The organism is Streptomyces sp. NPDC033966 (assembly GCF_055575955.1).
Map to the genome: position 1 here is coordinate 663907 of NZ_JBVIRQ010000003.1, position 17566 is coordinate 681472.

General features: G+C 71.9%; 14 protein-coding genes. 7 read left to right on the top strand and 7 right to left on the bottom strand.

Going from position 1 to position 17566, the window contains the following annotated elements:
• Positions 1–65: 65 nt before the first annotated feature.
• From ACZ518_RS11980 to ACZ518_RS12000, 5 genes are all read right to left on the bottom strand, one after another.
• Positions 66–455: a GntR family transcriptional regulator gene (locus ACZ518_RS11980; protein ID WP_469112897.1), complete on the bottom strand. Its 390-nt coding sequence runs from the start codon at positions 453–455 to the stop codon at positions 66–68.
• Positions 456–539: 84 nt separating this feature from the next.
• Positions 540–1535 (bottom strand): ABC transporter permease, encoded by a 996-nt coding sequence (locus ACZ518_RS11985; RefSeq protein WP_469112898.1) that lies wholly within the window; start codon positions 1533–1535, stop codon positions 540–542.
• Entirely contained in the window at positions 1532–2431 is a 900-nt protein-coding gene (locus ACZ518_RS11990) for an ABC transporter ATP-binding protein (protein WP_469112961.1), read from the bottom strand. Before ACZ518_RS11990 ends, ACZ518_RS11985 begins: the two co-directional genes overlap by 4 nt.
• Before the next feature lie 170 nt (positions 2432–2601).
• Complete coding sequence (locus ACZ518_RS11995; protein ID WP_469112899.1) at positions 2602–4512, bottom strand: helix-turn-helix domain-containing protein; 1911 nt, start codon at positions 4510–4512, stop codon at positions 2602–2604.
• 16 nt (positions 4513–4528) lie between these two features.
• Positions 4529–5884 carry an MFS transporter gene (locus tag ACZ518_RS12000; protein ID WP_469112900.1) on the bottom strand — a complete coding sequence of 452 codons (1356 nt, stop codon included), beginning with the start codon at positions 5882–5884 and terminating at the stop codon, positions 4529–4531.
• Positions 5885–6148: 264 nt separating this feature from the next.
• Between ACZ518_RS12000 and ACZ518_RS12005 the strand changes: the two genes are divergently transcribed.
• On the top strand, positions 6149–6685 hold the full coding sequence (locus ACZ518_RS12005) for a hypothetical protein (RefSeq protein ID WP_469112901.1): 537 nt from the start codon (positions 6149–6151) through the stop codon (positions 6683–6685).
• A gap of 89 nt (positions 6686–6774) precedes the next feature.
• On the opposite strand, the gene ACZ518_RS12010 is transcribed toward ACZ518_RS12005, so the two are convergent.
• Positions 6775–7914, bottom strand: a complete 1140-nt coding sequence (locus tag ACZ518_RS12010; protein WP_469112902.1) for a PucR family transcriptional regulator — start codon at positions 7912–7914, stop codon at positions 6775–6777.
• A gap of 87 nt (positions 7915–8001) precedes the next feature.
• On the opposite strand from ACZ518_RS12010, the gene ACZ518_RS12015 reads away from it, so the two are divergent.
• Entirely contained in the window at positions 8002–9057 is a 1056-nt protein-coding gene (locus ACZ518_RS12015) for a ferredoxin reductase (protein WP_469112903.1), read from the top strand.
• 7 nt (positions 9058–9064) lie between these two features.
• The gene (locus tag ACZ518_RS12020; protein WP_469112904.1) at positions 9065–10183 is read left to right on the top strand and encodes a fatty acid desaturase family protein; all 1119 of its coding nucleotides are present in this window, start codon (positions 9065–9067) and stop codon (positions 10181–10183) included.
• A 257-nt stretch (positions 10184–10440) separates the two neighbouring features.
• Here ACZ518_RS12020 and ACZ518_RS12025 read toward each other — a convergent pair whose 3' ends face one another.
• Complete coding sequence (locus tag ACZ518_RS12025; protein WP_469112905.1) at positions 10441–10656, bottom strand: hypothetical protein; 216 nt, start codon at positions 10654–10656, stop codon at positions 10441–10443.
• A gap of 569 nt (positions 10657–11225) precedes the next feature.
• Between ACZ518_RS12025 and ACZ518_RS12030 the strand changes: the two genes are divergently transcribed.
• The 4 genes from ACZ518_RS12030 to ACZ518_RS12045 all read left to right on the top strand — a co-directional run bounded on the left by ACZ518_RS12030 (position 11226) and on the right by ACZ518_RS12045 (position 17551).
• Positions 11226–11465, top strand: coding sequence for a hypothetical protein (locus ACZ518_RS12030; protein ID WP_469112906.1), 240 nt, complete (start codon positions 11226–11228; stop codon positions 11463–11465).
• Positions 11466–11575: 110 nt separating this feature from the next.
• Positions 11576–12382 carry a hypothetical protein gene (locus ACZ518_RS12035; protein ID WP_469112907.1) on the top strand — a complete coding sequence of 269 codons (807 nt, stop codon included), beginning with the start codon at positions 11576–11578 and terminating at the stop codon, positions 12380–12382.
• Positions 12379–14643, top strand: coding sequence for an NHLP family bacteriocin export ABC transporter peptidase/permease/ATPase subunit (locus ACZ518_RS12040; RefSeq protein ID WP_469112908.1), 2265 nt, complete (start codon positions 12379–12381; stop codon positions 14641–14643). Before ACZ518_RS12035 ends, ACZ518_RS12040 begins: the two co-directional genes overlap by 4 nt.
• 1 nt (position 14644) lies before the next feature.
• On the top strand, positions 14645–17551 hold the full coding sequence (locus ACZ518_RS12045; RefSeq protein WP_469112909.1) for an NHLP bacteriocin export ABC transporter permease/ATPase subunit: 2907 nt from the start codon (positions 14645–14647) through the stop codon (positions 17549–17551).
• Positions 17552–17566 lie beyond the last annotated feature (15 nt).

The following is a 17566-nucleotide window of genomic DNA, read 5'->3' on the forward strand; positions in this document are numbered from 1 at the left end:
GCACGGATCGGGGTTTTATCTTGTTATGAAAGATCGTATTCACGATCCTGCAACGAATGAAAGGTTCACGGTGGGGGTGGGTAGTGCTCGCCGAGCACCGCGCCGAAGAGCGTCGACACGTCGCGGGCGCTCAGCCCCTGCTCGCGGGCCTCGCGCATCCACTCCCCGAGGCCCGTGCGCAGCGGGGACTCCGGCGCCGTCTGCGGCGTGGCCAGCGAGCGGGTGATGAACGTCCCGGAGCCCTGGCGCACCTCGACGAGGCCGGAGCGCTCCAGCTCGCGGTAGGCCTTGAGCGTGGTGTTGGGGTTGACCTTGGTGGTCGCGGCGACCTGCGCCGCCGTCGGCAGCTTGTCGCCCTCGGCCAGCGCCCCCATCCGCAGGGCCTGCTCCACCTGCTGCACGATCTGGAGGTAGGCGGGCAGGCCGCTGCGGCGTTCGATGCGAAACACGACCACCGTGCCCGCCTCCTTGCTGCTTCTCGGTCCATCGGGAATCCGGGGTGACGTTCCAGCCTAGGCCGTCCGCGGGGGTGGTCCGGTTCAGAGCGCCGAGTGCCGGGTCAGGCTCAGGAACGCGCCCACCAGGAGGGCGGTCAGCCCCAGCAGGGTCCCGGCCGCGGTCCACTGCATGCCGGCCATCTGGTCGGGGCCGAAGTACTCCCAGACCGAGTTGACGATCCCGAGCGAGGCCCGGCAGCCCTCCGGCGAGGTCTCGTGCACGCAGGTGCCCCAGCCGTAGAGCTTGCCGGAGGCGGTACCGATCCACTGGTCCACCTGCACCACGTGGTCGAGCACGGCCGGCTGGGCGGCGCCCAGCGGGTAGGCGAGCGTCCGGGGCGTGGCGAGCCGCTCCCTGAGCAGCCCGGCCGCGAACAGGGCCGCGTACGAGGTGAAGAAGGTCGCCACCATGGCCGGCAGCGACCGGCGGGCCAGCGCCCCGATCGTGATGCCGAGCGCGGTGCCGAACAGGGCCGAGGCCACCAGGACGGGGCCCGTGGTCCCGAACACCGCGCCGTTGAGCCAGTCTTCGGGCGCGAGGGGGCCGGCGGAGTGCCACCACCAGGAGTAGAGCAGGCTGAGGACCGCCGTCGGTACGGCCGCCAGCGCCAGGGCGAAGCACAGCTTCCACAGCAGCCAGCGGCCGCGCGGGACGGACTGGGTGGCGATCAGCCGGGCCGTCCCGTGCTCCTTGTCGGCGGAGATCAGCGGGGCGCCGAGGAGGACGCCGAACAGCACGGGGAGGAAGCCGAGCGTGCTGCCGAAGGAGTCGAGATCGTTGCGCGTCCGGTTGGAGACCGCGCTGTCGATGGAGTGGGGGGAGGTGGCGGGCCAGCCGGTGGCGTGCAGGGTGTCCAGCATGGCGGCGCGCTGCCAGACGATGTAGGCCGAGCCGAGGACCGTCAGGGCGGCGCAGGTGATCACGGCGGTGCGGTGCTGGCGGGCCAGCAGCCAGGCGAGCCCGCGCAGCCGGCGCGGGCGCGGCGCGGTCGGGGTGGCGGTGGCGGGTCGGGACGCGCCCGCCGTCGGTGCGCTCATGCCGCGCACTCCTCTCGGTGCAGCGGGGCGGCGGTGGGGGAGAGCAGCGCGGGGGCCCCGGGCGAGCGGAGGTAGGCGAGCAGTACCTCCTCCATGCTCGGCTCCGCCTGCTGCCACGCCTGGTCCAGCGGGCCCTGGCGCCGTACCAGCGCGGTGAAGTGGCGGCCGGAGGTCCGGACCTCGATGACGGTGTGGTCGTTCAGGGAGGCGGGCAGCCCGGCGTCCGTGCTCACGCCGCTGACCAGGGTGTGCATGGGGACCAGTTCGTCGGCCTCCCCGGCCATCCGGACCCGGCCGTCGGCGAGCACGAGTACGTAGTCGCACATCGGCTCGATCTCGCTCAGCAGGTGGGAGGACATCACGACGGTGGTCCCGTGCTCGGCGGCCTCGGACAGCAGCAGGGCGCCCATCTCGTCCCGGGCCACCGGGTCCAGATCGGCCATCGGCTCGTCGAGCAGGAGCAGGTCGGGGCGCTTGCCGAAGGCCAGCGCGAAGGCCACGCGGGTGCGCTGGCCGCCCGACAGGTCCCCCACGCGGGCGTCCGGCGGGACCATCCCCGCGCGGACGATCCGCTCCGCCACCCCCTGGTCCCACGCCGGGTTGAGCTCCTGGCCCAGTCGCAGGGTCTGCGCCACGGTGAACCGCTTGAACAGCGGCTTGTCCTGCGCGAGATACGCCCACAGCGGCATGGAGGCGCGGGAGCCCGCGGGGGTGCCGAAGATCCTCAGGTCACCGGCCGAGGGCTGCGCGAGGCCGGCCGCCAGGCTCAGCAGGGTGCTCTTGCCCGCCCCGTTGGGCCCCACCAGGGCGGTGACGCGGCCGGCGGGTATCCGGAAGGAGCAGTCCCGCAGTGCCCAGCCCCGCCGGTACTTCTTGCCCAGCCCGCGCGCCTCCAGGGCCCATCGGCCGTCGGCCGCCCCGGAAGTGGTCGTGCCGGAATCGGCCGCGCCGGAAGTGGTCGTGTGTCGCACAGCCTCCCCCTTTTCAGTGTTTTCAGTGAATCCACTAGATGAGTAATGGAATGATGGGGTGAGGGTGCGGCCCTGTCAAACGGCGGCAGCCGTGATCAGGAGGAAACCGGCCCCGGAGCCGCCGGCGCCGACACCTGGTGCAGGCGCAGGGCGAGTTGGAGCTCCAGGGAGCGGTCCGGGGACTGCCAGTCGGGGCCGAGGAGACGGCCGACGCGGTCCAGGCGCTGCACCACGGTGTTCACGTGGACGTGCAGGGCCTCCTTCGCCCGCGCCTGGCTCATGCCCGTCGCGAAGTAGACCCGCAGTGTCCCCACGAGGTCACTGCCGCGCCGGGCGTCGTAGTCCAGCACCGGCCCGAGCACCGTCCGTACGAAGCCCGACAGGTCGGCCCGGTCGCCCAGCAGCACCCCGAGGAACCCGAGGTCCGCCAGCGTGCTCCCGTCACCGGCCCGGCCCAGCGCCCGCAGCGTCGACAGGCAGCGCAGCGCCTCCGCGTGCGTGGCGTGCAGCCCGCCCGGGCCGTCGCCGGCCCGCGCCGCACCCACCGTGACGGGCGCGCCCACGCTCCGCCCGAGGGCCGCGGCGAGCCGGGCCGCGTCGGCGCCGGCCGCCTCCGAGGGGGCCAGCAGCACGGCGTGGTCGTGATGGACCCCCGCCAGTCCCCGGCGCTCGCGCGCGTGGTGCGCGGCTGCCGTCAGCAGGCGCGGCCGGGGCACGGTGTCACTGTGCAGGACGAAGAGGGCGTGCGGGCGGGCCAGGTCCACGCCCAGCCGGCCGGCCCGCACGGCCAGGCTCCCCGGATCGGCGGACGGGCCCAGCAGGTCCCCGAGCAGCTCCCCGCGGATCCGGTCCTCGGTCTGCGCCACGGAACGGCCGAGGAGCAGCAGCAGGGCCGTGACCGTCGCCGCCCGCTCGAACAGGCGCCGCCCGGCCTCGTCCAGGCCGGGGCGGCCCGTCAGCGTGATGCTGCCCAGGAGTTCGGGACCCGCAAGGACGGCGCACACCCAGGTGCCGCCCTCCGCGACGGCCCGGCCGCCGGACCGGGAGGCGGCCACGGCCCCGGCCGGCGGCGGGCAGGGACCGGCCTGCGCGCGGGCCAGCTCCCTGCCGTCGGGGTCGTGGACCAGCGTGCCGCCCTCCAGCAGCGCACCGATCGCGGCCGCCACCTCGGCGACGTCGCCGCCGCGCAGGACGAGACCGGTCAGCCGGTCGTGCGCCCGCTCGGCCCGGCGCAGCGCGTCGCTGTTCTCCTGGATGGTCCGGGAAGCGGCGCCCAGTTCGGCCAGGGCCCGGCGGGTCTCCTCCAGCAGCCGGGCCCCGTCGATGGCGATGGCGGCGTGGTCGGCGAGCGAGGACAGCAGCGCCACCTCGGGCGGGCCGAACTCGCGCGGGCTGCGGTCGGCGGCGAAGAGCACCCCGATCACCTTGGGTCCCAGCCGCAGCGGGACGCCGAGGATGGCGTGCAGGTCCTCCTCGCCGACCGCGCTGTCGATGGGGCCGGTGTGCTGGAAGCGCGGGTCGCGCTGGTAGTCGCCGGTGGCGTACGGACGGGCCGTCTGGGCGACGAGGCCGCCCAGTCCCTCGCCCATCCCCAGCCGCAGTTGCTGGAACGCCGCCGACACCGACCCCTCGGTCACCCGCATGAAGGTATCGCCCGCCGCCTCGTCGATCAGCGACAGGTACGTGACGTCCGTGTGCAGCAGCTGCTTCGCGCGGTGCGTGATGGCCCGCAGCACCGCGTCCAGGTCGCGCAGCGCGGCCAGGTCCCCCGCGGTGTCGAACAGCGCGGTCAGCTCCGCCTCGCGGGTACGGTGGCGGCCCAGCGTCCGGTGCACCTCCAGCGCCACCCCCGTCGCCTCGTCCAGGGCGGCCAGTTCGGCCTCGCCGGCCCCGGCGGCGCGCGCGGCCGCCGCGGGCCGCGCGAACTCCTCCGCCGGCGCCCCCTGGGCCAGCAGGCCGAGCAGCTCCCGTAGGCCTTCCGTCACGGTGGTCACGCCGGTGAGCATACGGGCGCGGCCCCGGTCAGCCCTTGACGGGGACGGGCGCGGCCGTGCGGGAGGGCCGGTCGAGGCTGCGGCCGCGGGTCTCCCGTGCGGCCAGGGCGGTCGCCGTGGTGATCAGCGCCGCCGCGCAGAGGTAGACGGAGACCGGCACGGAGGACCCGTACTCCTTGAGGAGCTCCACGGCGATGACCGGGGCCAGGGCGCCGCCGATGATGGAGGCGACCTGCGACCCCATGGAGGCCCCCGAATAGCGGACGCGGGTGTCGAACATCTCCGTGATGAACGCCGCCTGGGGCCCGTACATCGCCCCGTGCAGCAGCAGCCCGGCGGTCACCGCGACGGCGATCACCGGGAAGGACCGCGAGTCCAGCAGGGCGAAGAAGGCGAACGCCCAGCCCGCCATGCCGACCGACCCCACGAGGGTCACCGCACGCCGCCCGATCCGGTCCGACAGCGCGCCCCACAGCGGGATCGTCACGAAGTGCACCGCCGAGCCGATGAGTACGGCGTTCAGCGCGTCACCCTTGGGGAGGTGCAGGTGCACGGTGACGTACACGAGCAGGAACGCCGTCAGCACGTAGTACGAGACGTTCTCACCCAGCCGCACCCCGATCGCGGTGAGCACCCCGCGCCGGCTCGAACGCAGCACCTCCACCACCGGCGGCCGCTGCCGGACCCCCGCCGCCTCCTCGGCCTCGGCCCGGGCCCGCGCCTCCAGGAACGCCGGCGACTCCGACACCGAGACCCGTATCCACAGCCCGACCACCACCAGCACCCCCGACAGCAGGAACGGCACCCGCCACCCCCACGCGAGGAACGCCTCGTCGGACTGGACGGCGGCCAGCAGCGCCAGCACCCCGGTGGCCAGCAGGTTCCCGCCGGGCGCACCGGCCTGCGGCCAGGACGCCCAGAACCCCCGGTTCCGGTCGTCCCCGTGCTCGGCGACGAGCAACACCGCCCCGCCCCACTCACCCCCGAGCGCGAACCCCTGCACCAGCCGCAGCACGGTCAACAGCACGGGCGCGGCCCCGCCGACGGCGGCGTGCGTGGGCAGCAACCCGATCGCGAAGGTGGCCCCGCCCATCATCAACAGGCTGACCACGAGCAGCCGCTTCCGCCCGATCCGGTCCCCGTAGTGCCCGAACACCACCCCGCCGAGCGGCCGCGCGGCGAAGCCGACGGCGTAGGTGAGGAACGCGAGGAGGGTGCCGACGAGGGGGTCGCTGGAGGGGAAGAACAGCGTGTTGAACACCAGGGCGGCGGCGGAGCCGTAGAGGAAGAAGTCGTACCACTCGATGGTGGTCCCGACGAGGCTGGCGGCGACGATCCGTCTGATGCCTGACGGGGCCTTCGGGGCGGATGCTGGGGAGACCATGTGAACCACTTCCAGGGGGTCTGCGGGGACGTCGGGTGTGGGCACAACGTAGAAGTCCGCTGGTCAACGGCATATGTGGCAGACCATCACAATCACAGGCCGACTTGTGTGCCGCATCACCACACGACCACAGCTGGCTCATTCCCACCCCCGGAGGAAACCCCTCCGCGGATCGCTGGAAGCGGCGCCGACGTGTGCGGTGCGGTGCGGAGTGTCAGCGCGCGGTGAGACGCTTGAGCGCCGGCATCGGGAGGGTGCACGCACATGGCGATCGATTGGGACCACCTCACTCGGCCTCGGTTCGACCGCATCGTGGAGGCCTTGGTGCACCGGCTCTACGCCGTGGACGCCGAAGTGGAGGTGATGAACGGGCGTGGCGGTGACGGTGGTATCGACATCAAGGTGACCGTGGACGGGCGCGTGTGGATCTACCAGCTGAAGTACTTCCCGGACGGTTTCCCCGGCTCGTACCCGCCTCGATCTGCACTGGTCCATCGACGTCGCCTACCGCAACGGTGCGGTGGTGAAGACCCTGCGGCCGAAGCACCCCCGTGCGCAGCAGGTGAGCCCGATCTACTCGGTCCCGTCCACATCTACCACCCCCACGTCCGGGCGGCAGACGCTGAACAGGTCCTACGCGCCCTGGCCGCGGGCCGGGCAGAGGGGCACAAGGTCACGCTCCGCCCCGCTGACGGAGAGCCGTACCGGCTCTACCTCGCCCGGCCCGGCGATACCACCGACCTCACCACCCTGACACCCACACCACTGGCGATCCCCGGCCCCAGCTCCCGCACGCCCTGAGTCTGCAGGCCGGCAAATTCTTCGTCTGCTGGTGGTAGAGCCGTACCTCGGGTTGGTCCGGACGCGGTCGTGGGTGGTCGAAGGACACGTCAGCCCACCCGGAGACCGACCGCCAGCGTCAGTTCGAGAACCCGGTGCGGCGACCCGAGATCCGGAAACAGCTCCCGCAACTGCGACATCCGGTACCGGACGGTCTGGGGATGGACGAACAACGCCGCCGCCACCTCGTCCCGCCTGCCCTGGTGCAGCAGCCACGCCCGCAACGTCTCCTCCAGCCGCCGCGCCGTCGCGGCCTGCAAGGTCCACAACGGTGCGAGGGCTCGGGCACGCAGGTCGGCGAACGCGTCCGCGTCGGCGCTCAGTACCAGCTCGGGCAGGTGGTCCTCGGTGTCGCGGATGTCGCAGGAGAGGGAGCGCGCGCGTACGGCTCGCGCGTACGAGGCGGACGCACGCGTCCACGGCCGGGCCGGGCCGACCACGGAGGTGCGGTCGGGCAGCTGCCTCAGGAGATGTGCTCGGTCGGCATCGGGGACGAGCAGCACGCCGGAGGCGTCCGGAAGATCGTCGAGGACAAGGGTGCCCGGGTCGAGCGCGCGGTAGGCCGGCCGGGCCTGGGCGGCGGGCAGCAGGACCGCGGTCAGCGAAACCGGCGGCTGCCACCCCGCCCGCCCAGCAGCGGCGAGGAGCACGTCCGGGCTCGCGCCGGAGAGGAGGTCGCGGGCCAGTTGTTCCAGGTGGCGCTCGTGGGCCCGGCCCCGCGCGGCCAGTTCGTCGGCGTGGCCTGCGGCGCTCGCGGCGGAGAGCTCGTCGATGTAGGCGAAGGTCAGCTCGGCGAACTTGGCGACCTGCGCGGCGGGCAGACCTGCGGGTACGGCACCTGCGGCCAGGCCTCGCCAGGCCACGCGGGCGCCGACCCGGTAGGCGCTGAGCAGGGCGTCCATCGAGCGGCCGTCGCGGACCTCGCCGCGGCCCAGCTCGTAGGCCGCGTCGCCGGCGTCGCCGCCCGTGGCGTTCCCGCTCGCGAGGTCGAGGTAGAGGCCCAGGGCGGTGCGGACGGCTCGGCGGATGGTGGCGCCCATGCGGCCCGAAAGGGCGTTGGCGTAGGGCGGGACCTCGTCGATGATCGCCTGGACGACCTCGTCGGCGGTGGTCCTCAGCGCGGCCCGAAGCGCGGTGACCGTCGTCTCATCCAGGACCAGCTCGCTGGCCCTCCGGACTGCATGGCTCACGTTTTTGTTCCCTGCGAACAATTCAACCGATCAGATTCACGTCCTGCGGACAGGACTTTACTCCCCGAAGCACATCAAGCTGGGGTCATGACGAGTGCAGCCCTCCGCAGTAGGGCGTGGAAACTGCTGGAGATGGTCACGACGCCGCTGCTGCCGTCGGACTACCTCGACCTGGTCAGCCCGCTGCGTGCGGGCGCCGACCTGCGGGGGCGCATCGAGGCCGTGCACCCCGAGACGGGTGACGCCGCGACCATCGTGATCAGGCCGGGACGGGGCTGGCGCGGCCACACAGCCGGTCAGTACGTGCGGATCGGGGTCGACGTCGACGGGGTGCGCCTGTGGCGCGCCTACTCGGTCACCTCGCCGACGAACCGCCGGGACGGCAGGATCACGATCACCGTGAAGGCGATCCCGGACGGCAAGGTCAGCAACCACCTGGTCCGCAGGGCGCAACCGGGCACGCTGATCCAGCTCGACCAGGCGACCGGCGACTTCGTGCTGCCGGAGGCCAAGCCCGCCAAGGTGCTCTACCTGACGGCCGGCAGCGGCATCACGCCGGTGATGGGCATGCTGCGCGACAACGAGTTCGACGACGTCGTCATGGTCCACTCCGCACCGCGTCCGCACGACGTGATCTTCCGCAACGACCTGCACGACCTGGTCGCGGACAAGAAGCTGCGCCTCACCGAGCTGCACACCGACACGGACGGCATGCTGGACATCGCCCGTCTGGGCGAACTCGTGCCTGACTGGGCCGAGCGCGAGACCTGGGCGTGCGGGCCCGCGGGCCTGCTCGACGCCGCCGAGGACCACTGGACCGCGCACGGCGTCCCGGAGCGCCTGCACACCGAACGCTTCCGCCCCGGCGTCGTCGTCACCGGCGACGGTGGCGAGGTCACGTTCGGCGCCACCGGCAAGACCGTCGACGCGGACGGCGCCACGCCGTTGCTGGACGTCGGCGAGGAGGCCGGCGTGCTCATGCCGTCCGGGTGCCGCATGGGCATCTGCTTCGGCTGCGTCACACCGCTCACGGCGGGCGCCGTCCGCGACCTGCGCACCGGCGAGATCACCGAGGCCGGGCCGGGCGTCCTCATCCAGACCTGCGTGTCCGCCGCGGCGGGCCCCTGCGACATCGAACGGTAGGAGCACCTTGACCGCCATCGACCCCACCGCCCACCTGACCGCGGAGCAGATCGAGGAGCTGGGCCGCGAGCTGGACGCGATCCGCGACGAGGTGATCGCCGGCCGCGGTGAGAAGGACGCCGCCTACATCCGCAAGGTCATCTCGGCGCAGCGCAAACTCGAGCTGGTCAGCAGGGGCGTCCTGCTGTTCTCGATCTTCCCGCCCGCGTGGCTGATCGGCACCGCCGGCCTGTCCGTGGCGAAGATCATGGAGAACATGGAGATCGGCCACAACGTCCTGCACGGCCAGTGGGACTGGATGCGGGACCCGAAGATCCACTCCACCACCTGGGACTGGGACCACGTCTCGCCGGCCGATCAGTGGAAGCACTCGCACAACGAGCTGCACCACACGTACACCAACGTGATCGGCAAGGACAACGACCTCGGCTACGGCATCATGCGCGTCGACGAGGACCAGAAGTGGCACCCGTTCCACCTCGGCCAGCCGCTGTGGAACTTCATCAACGCCTGCTTCTTCGAGTACGGCATCGCCGCCTACGACCTGGAACTCGGCAGGAACCTGCACAAGCGCCGCCGCAAGAACCCGGAGTTCCGCGCGCGGGCCAGGGCCGTGGGCCGCAAGATCCGCAAGCAGGTGCTCAAGGACTACGTGATCCACCCGCTCCTTTCGGGCCCGTCGTTCCTCACCACGCTCGCCGCCACGTTCACCGCGAACCTGGTCCGCAACCTCTGGACCCACTCGGTGATCATGTGCGGGCACTTCCCGGAGGGCGTGCAGGTCTTCGAGCGCCGGTCGATCAAGGACGAGACGCGCGGCCAGTGGTACCTGCGCCAGATGATGGGCTCGGCGAACATCAGCGGCAGCAAGGCCATGCACTTCATGACCGGCAACCTGTCGCACCAGATCGAGCACCACCTGTTCCCGGACCTGCCGAGCAACCGGTACGCCGAGGTCGCGGTGAAGGTGCGCGCCTTGTTCGAGAAGTACGAGCTGGAGTACGTCACCGGGCCGCTGCCCAAGCAGGTGTTCTCCGCGTGGCACAAGGTCTTCCGGCTCTCGCTGCCGAACAAGAAGCCCAAGGTCGAGACGCCGGACCGCGAACAGGAGCTCGTCGCGGCCTGACTCCCGGTACCGGTTCGGCCCCTTCGCACGTACCGACGGCACCGCCGGCTTGCGCGACATCCCGCGAGCGCTGTACAGACGCGGGCGAGGCACTTCGGGCATGAACGCGGCCACGTACCGGGAGGCGGCCCGCACGGCCGCTTCGGACCCCGCAGTACGTGCTCCAGGCGATGCTGGAGCACGTCAGAGGAATGGTTCGCCGACACCTGGGTCGGGGCCGGTAGCGGGCGCACACCGGTCCCGGGCCGCAGAGGACCTCAGTCGCACACCCGCGACGTCTCCTCCGTCACCACCACGTCCTCCGGACGCAGCAGGCCGCGGAGATGACCGAAGCCCCAGGTGTCGACGGCCTCGGGGTACCCGTTGATCCGGTCCGTCGGCGGTGGGTCGTGCGGTTCAGCCAGGCCGTGGCACCACTGCGAGATGATGTTGTCGCCGAGCGCGAGATCCCTTACGGCGGCGCGCAGATTCACGGCGAGCCGAAGGCCGAGGAAAGCGAGCTGGAGGTGAACGAGCGGGCGCAGTCCCGAAGTATGGGTCCGCCTCACCGTCGAAGAGGCCTACACCCACTGCTCCAAGTTCATCCGCCACCTGGAACCGGCCCCCCCCGGTCCACGTCACGCCGCCCACGCCGTGGCCCGCCCCAAGGACTCGGACCGATTCACCGCGTCTCACTCGGTGTGATGAGCCTGTCACCACATGATCCTCCTGGAAATCTGCACATCGCGTGCGTGAGCGTGCCTGCCACCTTCACCATTCGTCGGTATGCCGGATATGCCCCATGCGATTGGTGATCCTTCGTCCTGGTTGGTTCCGTGTGGTCGGCGGGCTGCCCGTATCTGTTACTCGATCTTGCGGAGAAGTTGTCACCATTCGGTGAATGAAGCGGTCGCCCACCCCTGAAGGGGCGTCAGCCGGATTGGCTGGCCGGCGCTTTCGCGTGCTTTCATCATGTCCGCTGCGGCAGCGCAAAGAATGGCGTCCGAATTTCCGGCCCGCCAGGCTGCCGCGGAATCCCCCCAACAAATGAAAGGTGCGCATAATGCGTAACTACGTTGAGACCCGTGAGATCGCCGACGACGAGCTGGACGCTGTTTCCGGCGGCCTCGTCAGCGTGTCCGGTGGCCTGGCCGGCGCCGTGACCAGCGACGTCAGCGACGTCGTGGGCCTCGCGGGCTCCCTCCACACCGTCCAGGCCGCGCAGGGCGTCGTCTCCCACGTCCCCGGCCTGGTCTCGGGCATCACCGGCGTTTCGGTGAACGTCGGTCGCGCCGGTCTCTGATCAGGACAGATATCCCCATGAACCCCGGAGTGTCCCCCCCCATCGCTCCGGGGTTCGTGCCTGGCCGCCCGCGTGCCCGGCCGATACGAATGCAGTTGAAGGAATAGTTCGTGCAGTTTCGTCAAAAGGCGCTTTCCAAGCTGCAATCGCCCGAGGAACTCGATCTGCCCGTACGCTTCGCGCGCCCACAAGGGCGGCTCGTACTGGCCGTCATGGTCGCCGTCATGGCCGCCGCGAGCTTCTGGGCCCTCACCGGCACCGTGTCCTCCAAGCTGAGCGCACCCGGCATCCTCACCCACGCCGAGGGCAGTTACGTACTGCAGAGCCCGGTCGCGGGACAGGTGACCGGCGTCCTCGCCGAGGAGGGCCAGCTGCTGTCATCCGGCGCGCCCCTGCTGACCGTCCGTACCGACCAGGGCGACCGGCCCGTTCGCGCGGTGACCGGCGGCAGGCTGACGACCCTGGTCGCCAAGGTGGGTTCGGTCGTCACGACCGGCGCGGACGTGGCGACCGTGGAACGCGTGCAGGACCCACAGGATCCGCTCGTGGCCGTGCTGTACGTGCCGGCCGGCAGCAGCTCGACGATCCCGGTGGGCGCCCCGGTCGACCTGAGCGTCCAGTCCGTCGCCCAGCCCCGCTTCGGCGTGCTGCGCGGCCGCGTCAAGGCGGTCGGCCGCGCGCCCCAGACGCAGGCGCAGATCAGCGGCTTCCTCGGCGACATGGGGCTCGCCGAACAGTTCGCCCGGCAGGGCAATCCGGTCGCGGTGTTCGTGCAGCTGGACCGCTCCTCCGCCACCAAGTCCGGCTACCAGTGGTCCTCCGGGGACGGGCCCCCGTACGCCATCGGCTCGACGACGCCGGTCACCGGCGCAGTCCACCTCGCCGCCCAGCGCCCCGTCGACTGGCTGCTGCCGTGACCGCCCCGCAGTCACAGGTGCCCCAGCTGCCCCCCGCCGGGCGCCGCCGCCAGCGCCCCGAGCCCAAGGGCGGCACGCGCCGCAGGCCCGCCCCCGCCAGGGGCAAGACGCCCAGGACCGTACGCACCCCCACCGTGCTGCAGATGGAGGCGGTGGAGTGCGGAGCCGCCGCCCTGGCCATGGTGCTCGGCCACTACGGCCGCTTCGTCCCGCTGGAGGAGCTGCGCATCGCCTGCGGCGTCTCCCGCGACGGCTCCCGCGCCAGCAATCTCCTCAAGGCGGCCCGTGGTTACGGGCTGAAGGCCAAGGGCATGCAGATGGACCTGGCCGCACTCGCCGAGGTGAGGGCCCCGGCCGTCCTCTTCTGGGAGTTCAACCACTACGTCGTCTACGACGGCACGGGCCGCCGCTTCGGCCGCAGGGGCGTGTACATCAACGACCCCGGCAAGGGCCGCCGGTTCGTACCCATGGACGAGTTCGACACCAGCTTCACCGGTGTCGTGCTCACCTTCGAACCCGGCGACGGTTTTCGCCGCGGCGGCCGCAAGCCGGGCGTCCTGGGCGCGATGCCGGCCCGCCTGCGCGGCACCTCGGGCACCATGGCCGCCGTCGTGATCTCCAGCCTGCTGCTGGTCGCGGTCGGCGCGTCGGCGCCCGCCCTGAACCGTACGTACATCGACATGTTCCTCATCGGGGACCAGACGTCCCTGCTGGGCGTGCTGTTCGCGTCGATGGCCGTCACCCTGGTGCTCACCGCGACGCTCACCGCACTCCAGCAGGCCAATCTGCTGCGCGGGCGCATCATCTCCTCCACCCTGGGCAGTGCCCGCTTCCTGCGGCACCTGCTCAGACTTCCGGTCACCTTCTACTCCCAGCGCAGCCCTGCCGACCTGGTCCAGCGCCTGCAGTCCAACGACGCCGTCGCCGAGACCCTCGCCCGGGACCTGGCCGCCGCGGGCGTGGACGCCGTCGTGGTCCTGCTCTACGCGGTGCTGCTGTGGACGTACGACCCCCAGCTCACCCTCGTCGGCGTGATGATCGCGCTGCTCAACGTGGTGGCCATGCGGATCGTGATCCACCTGAGGGCCACCGGCACGCAGAAGCTGCGCGCCGAGAGCGCCCGGCTGACGAACACCTCGTACAGCGGCCTCCAGCTCATCGAGACGATGAAGGCCACGGGCGGCGAGAACGGCTTCTTCCGCCGCTGGGCCGGACAGCACGCGGTCACCCTCGACGTGCAGCAGCGGCTCGGCGTGCCCAGCGCGTGGCTGGCGATCGTCGCGCCCACGCTGGCCGCGCTCAACAGCGCGCTGATCCTGATGATCGGCGGCCTGCGGGCGGTGGACGGGCACCTCTCCGTCGGCCTGCTCGTCGCCTTCCAGGCCCTGGTGACCAGCTTCACCGCGCCGATCTCCCGGCTGGGCGGCGTCGCCGGACGGATCCAGGACTTCGCGGCCGACGTGGCCCGCCTCAAGGACGTCGAGAACTTTCCCGTCGACGCGGTCTTCTCGCGGCGCGAGCCCCCCGGCGGCACCCGCCGCCTCAAGGGCCACGTCCAGCTGGACCACGTCACCTTCGGCTACAGCCCGCTGGACGCCCCGCTGCTCAAGGACTTCTCCCTCTCGGTCGGCCCCGGCCAGCAGGTCGCGCTCGTCGGCGGCTCCGGCAGCGGCAAGTCCACCGTCTCCCGGCTCATCTCCGGCCTCTACACCCCCTGGGAGGGGGCCATCCGCATCGACGGGATGCGGCTGGAGGACATCCCGCGCGGCGCGCTGGCCGCCTCCGTCTCCTTCGTCGACCAGGACGTCTTCCTCTTCGAAGGCACCGTCCGCGACAACGTCACGCTGTGGGACCCCTCCATCCCGGACGAGGCCGTCGTCGCCGCGCTGCAGGACGCCGCCGTCCACGACGTGGTCGCCCGCCGGCCCGGCGGCATCCACAGCCGCGTCGAGCAGGACGGCCGCAACTTCTCCGGCGGCCAGCGCCAGCGCCTGGAGATCGCCCGGGCGCTGGTGCGCCGCCCCAGCATCATGGTCCTCGACGAAGTGACCAGCGCTCTGGACGCGGTGTCCGAGCAGGTCATCATCGACAACCTGCGCCGCCGCGGCTGCGCCTGCGTGGTCATCGCCCACCGGCTGAGCACCGTACGCGACAGCGACGAGATCGTCGTCCTCGACCGGGGCACGGTGGTGGAACGCGGGCGGCACGAGTACCTGGTGGCCGCGCAGGGCCCGTACGCCCAACTGGTCAAGGAGCACTGAGGTGACGTACCCCCAACACGCCACGGCTCCCTTCGCACACCCCGGCTGGGCCCCGGCCCACTACTCCGACGCGGTCGTCGCGGCCCTCGGCGCACTGGGCTCGCCGGTCGACTGCACGGGCCTGCGCAGCCTGTCGCTGGAGGGCCCTCTCGTCCTGTGGCTCGTCGTGCACGGCGAACTGGACCTCTTCGCCGTCGACGCGGCGCAGGCCGGGCACTGGCACTTCCTGGGCCGGCTGGAGGCGGGCACCCTCCTGCTGGGCCCGGCCGAGGGGCCTGAGCACACCCTGGTCGGCCGGCCCCTGCAGGGGTGCCAGCTGCGCCGCATCGAGCTGCGGGAGCTGCCCGGCCCGGAGTACGGCGCCCCGCTCCAGCAGTGGTGGGCCGACCAAGCCGACCCAGCCGGCCAAGGGGTGTACGGCGCCCCCGCGCCACAACTGAGCCCGCTCGACGACGCCTTCGCGCGCGGCATCGGCCGCGGCCTGCGCGTGCTCTACCAGGCACCGCTGGACGGCCGCGCCACCTCCGGGCAGGGCGGAGCCGACGACGACATCCTGTGGATGCAGATCACCCCCGGCGCCGTCCAGTACGGAGCCGCGTACGAGACGGAGGCGGTGGGCACCCTCCTCGTCGACGCGGCGATGTGGCAGGGCATGGTCGACCAGCAGTACCGGCTGCTGCACGCCCTGGACCGCTGGATCGAGCAGCTCGAACGCGACCACGCGGACCGTACGGCTGCCGGCATCGAGGCCGGTCAGACCGCCCGCACCCAGGCGGACCGGGCGCTCCTGGCCTCCATCGGCCGCTCCGGAGGCCGTTCCCTCCGGAGCGCGGACGCCGACGCGACCTTCGCCGTGTGCCGCCTGGTCGCCCGCGAGGCCCGCATCACCCTGTCCGAACCGGGGTCCGAACCGGGCGAGGCGTCTTCCGCCTCCGAGCGGATGGACCCCGTCGAGCGGATCGCGCTCGCCTCGCGGATCCGCACCCGCACGGTCAGGCTCAGCGGACCCTGGTGGCGGGAGAACAGCGGCCCCCTGGTGGGCCTGCGCGAGCAGGACGGCACGCCGGTCGCCCTGCTGTGGCGGCGAGGCCGCTACGAGGCGTTCGACCCGGCCACCGGCACGCGCGAGCGCATCGGCAGGGGCGACGAAGCCGCCTTCGAACCGCGCGCCGTCATGTTCTACCGCCCGCTCCCCGACGGGCGCGTGGGCCTGGCGGCCCTGCTGCGCTTCAGTGTCCGCGGCACCCTCCCCGAGCTGCGCAGCCTCGTCCTGGGCGGGCTGGTCGCGGTGCTCCTGGGCGCCCTGGTGCCCATCGCCACCGGCCAGGTGCTCGGCCGGTACGTGCCCGACGCCGAGAACGGCCTCATCGTGCAGACGGCCCTGGCCCTCATCGCGACCGCCGTCGTATCGGCCGCCTTCATGCTGCTGCAGAACATCTCCATCCTGCGCATGGAGGGTCGCATGGAGGCCACCTTGCAGCCCGCGGTGTGGGACCGCCTGCTGCGGCTGCCGACGAAGTTCTTCGCAGGCCGCTCCACCGGCGAACTGGCGGGAGCGGCCATGGGCATCAGCGCGATGCGCCGCGTGCTGTCCGGCATCGGCCCGGTCTGCGTACAGGCCGGCGCGGTGGGCACGATGAACCTCGTACTGCTGCTCGTCTACAGCGTCCCGCTGGCCATGGCCGCCGTCGCCATGCTGGTCGTCATCGCGGCGGTCTTCCTGGGCCTGGGGCTGTGGCAGCTGCGCTACCAGCGCGGGCTGGTCAAGCTCGGCAACCAGCTGAACAACCAGGCCTTCCAGACCCTGCGCGGACTGCCGAAACTGCGCGTCGCCGCGGCCGAGAGCTTCGCCTACGCAGCCTGGGCGCGAGAGTTCGCCCGTACCCGCGAGCTCCAGCAGCGCATCGGCTGGATACAGAACGTCATCACGGTGCTCGGCGCGGTCTACCTGCCGCTGTGCACGCTGGTGATGTTCGTGCTGCTGGCCGGACCGGCCCGTGGCGCCATGTCCGCCGCCGAGTTCCTCACCTTCAGCACCGCCCTGACGATGCTGCTGTCCTCGGTCACGCAGCTGACCGGCGCGCTCATCTCGGCTGCCGCGGTGCTGCCGATGTTCGAGCAGGTCAAGCCGCTCCTGCGGGAGGTCCCCGAGGTGGCCCGATCCAGCACCCGGCCGGGCGAGCTGACCGGCGCAATCGAGGCCGCGAACCTCTCCTACCGCTACAGCGACGACGGCCCGCTGGTCCTGGACGACGTCAGCTTCCAGGTCCGGCCGGGCGAGTTCGTCGCGATCGTCGGGGCAAGCGGCTGCGGCAAGTCGACCCTGCTGAGGCTGCTCATCGGCTTCGACAAGCCCTCCGAAGGCAGCGTGCTCTACGACGGCCAGGACCTGGCGGCGCTCGACCAGGCGGCCGTGCGCCGCCAGTGCGGCGTCGTCCTGCAGAACGCCCAGCCCTTCGCCGGCTCGATCCTCGACTGCATATGCGGCACCGGGGCGTTCTCGCCGGAGGAGGCGTGGGAAGCCGCCGCGCTGGCGGGCCTGGCCGAGGACATCAAGGCCATGCCGATGGGCATGCACACCATGCTGTCCGACGGCGGCGGCACCGTGTCGGGCGGCCAGCGCCAGCGGCTGATGATCGCCCAGGCCCTCCTCCGCAAGCCGCGCATCCTGTTCTTCGACGAGGCCACCAGCGCGCTGGACAACGAGGCCCAGCGCGTGGTCATCGAATCCACCCGCACCCTGCGCGCCACCCGCCTCGTGATCGCCCACCGGCTGTCCACGATCATGGACGCCGACCGGGTGATCGTGATGTCGGACGGCCGCGTCGTCCAGCAGGGCCCGCCCGCGGCACTGCTCGCCGACCCGGCCGGACTCTTCCACGACCTGGTCCGCCGCCAGCTGCGATGACCCGCGGACCGATCT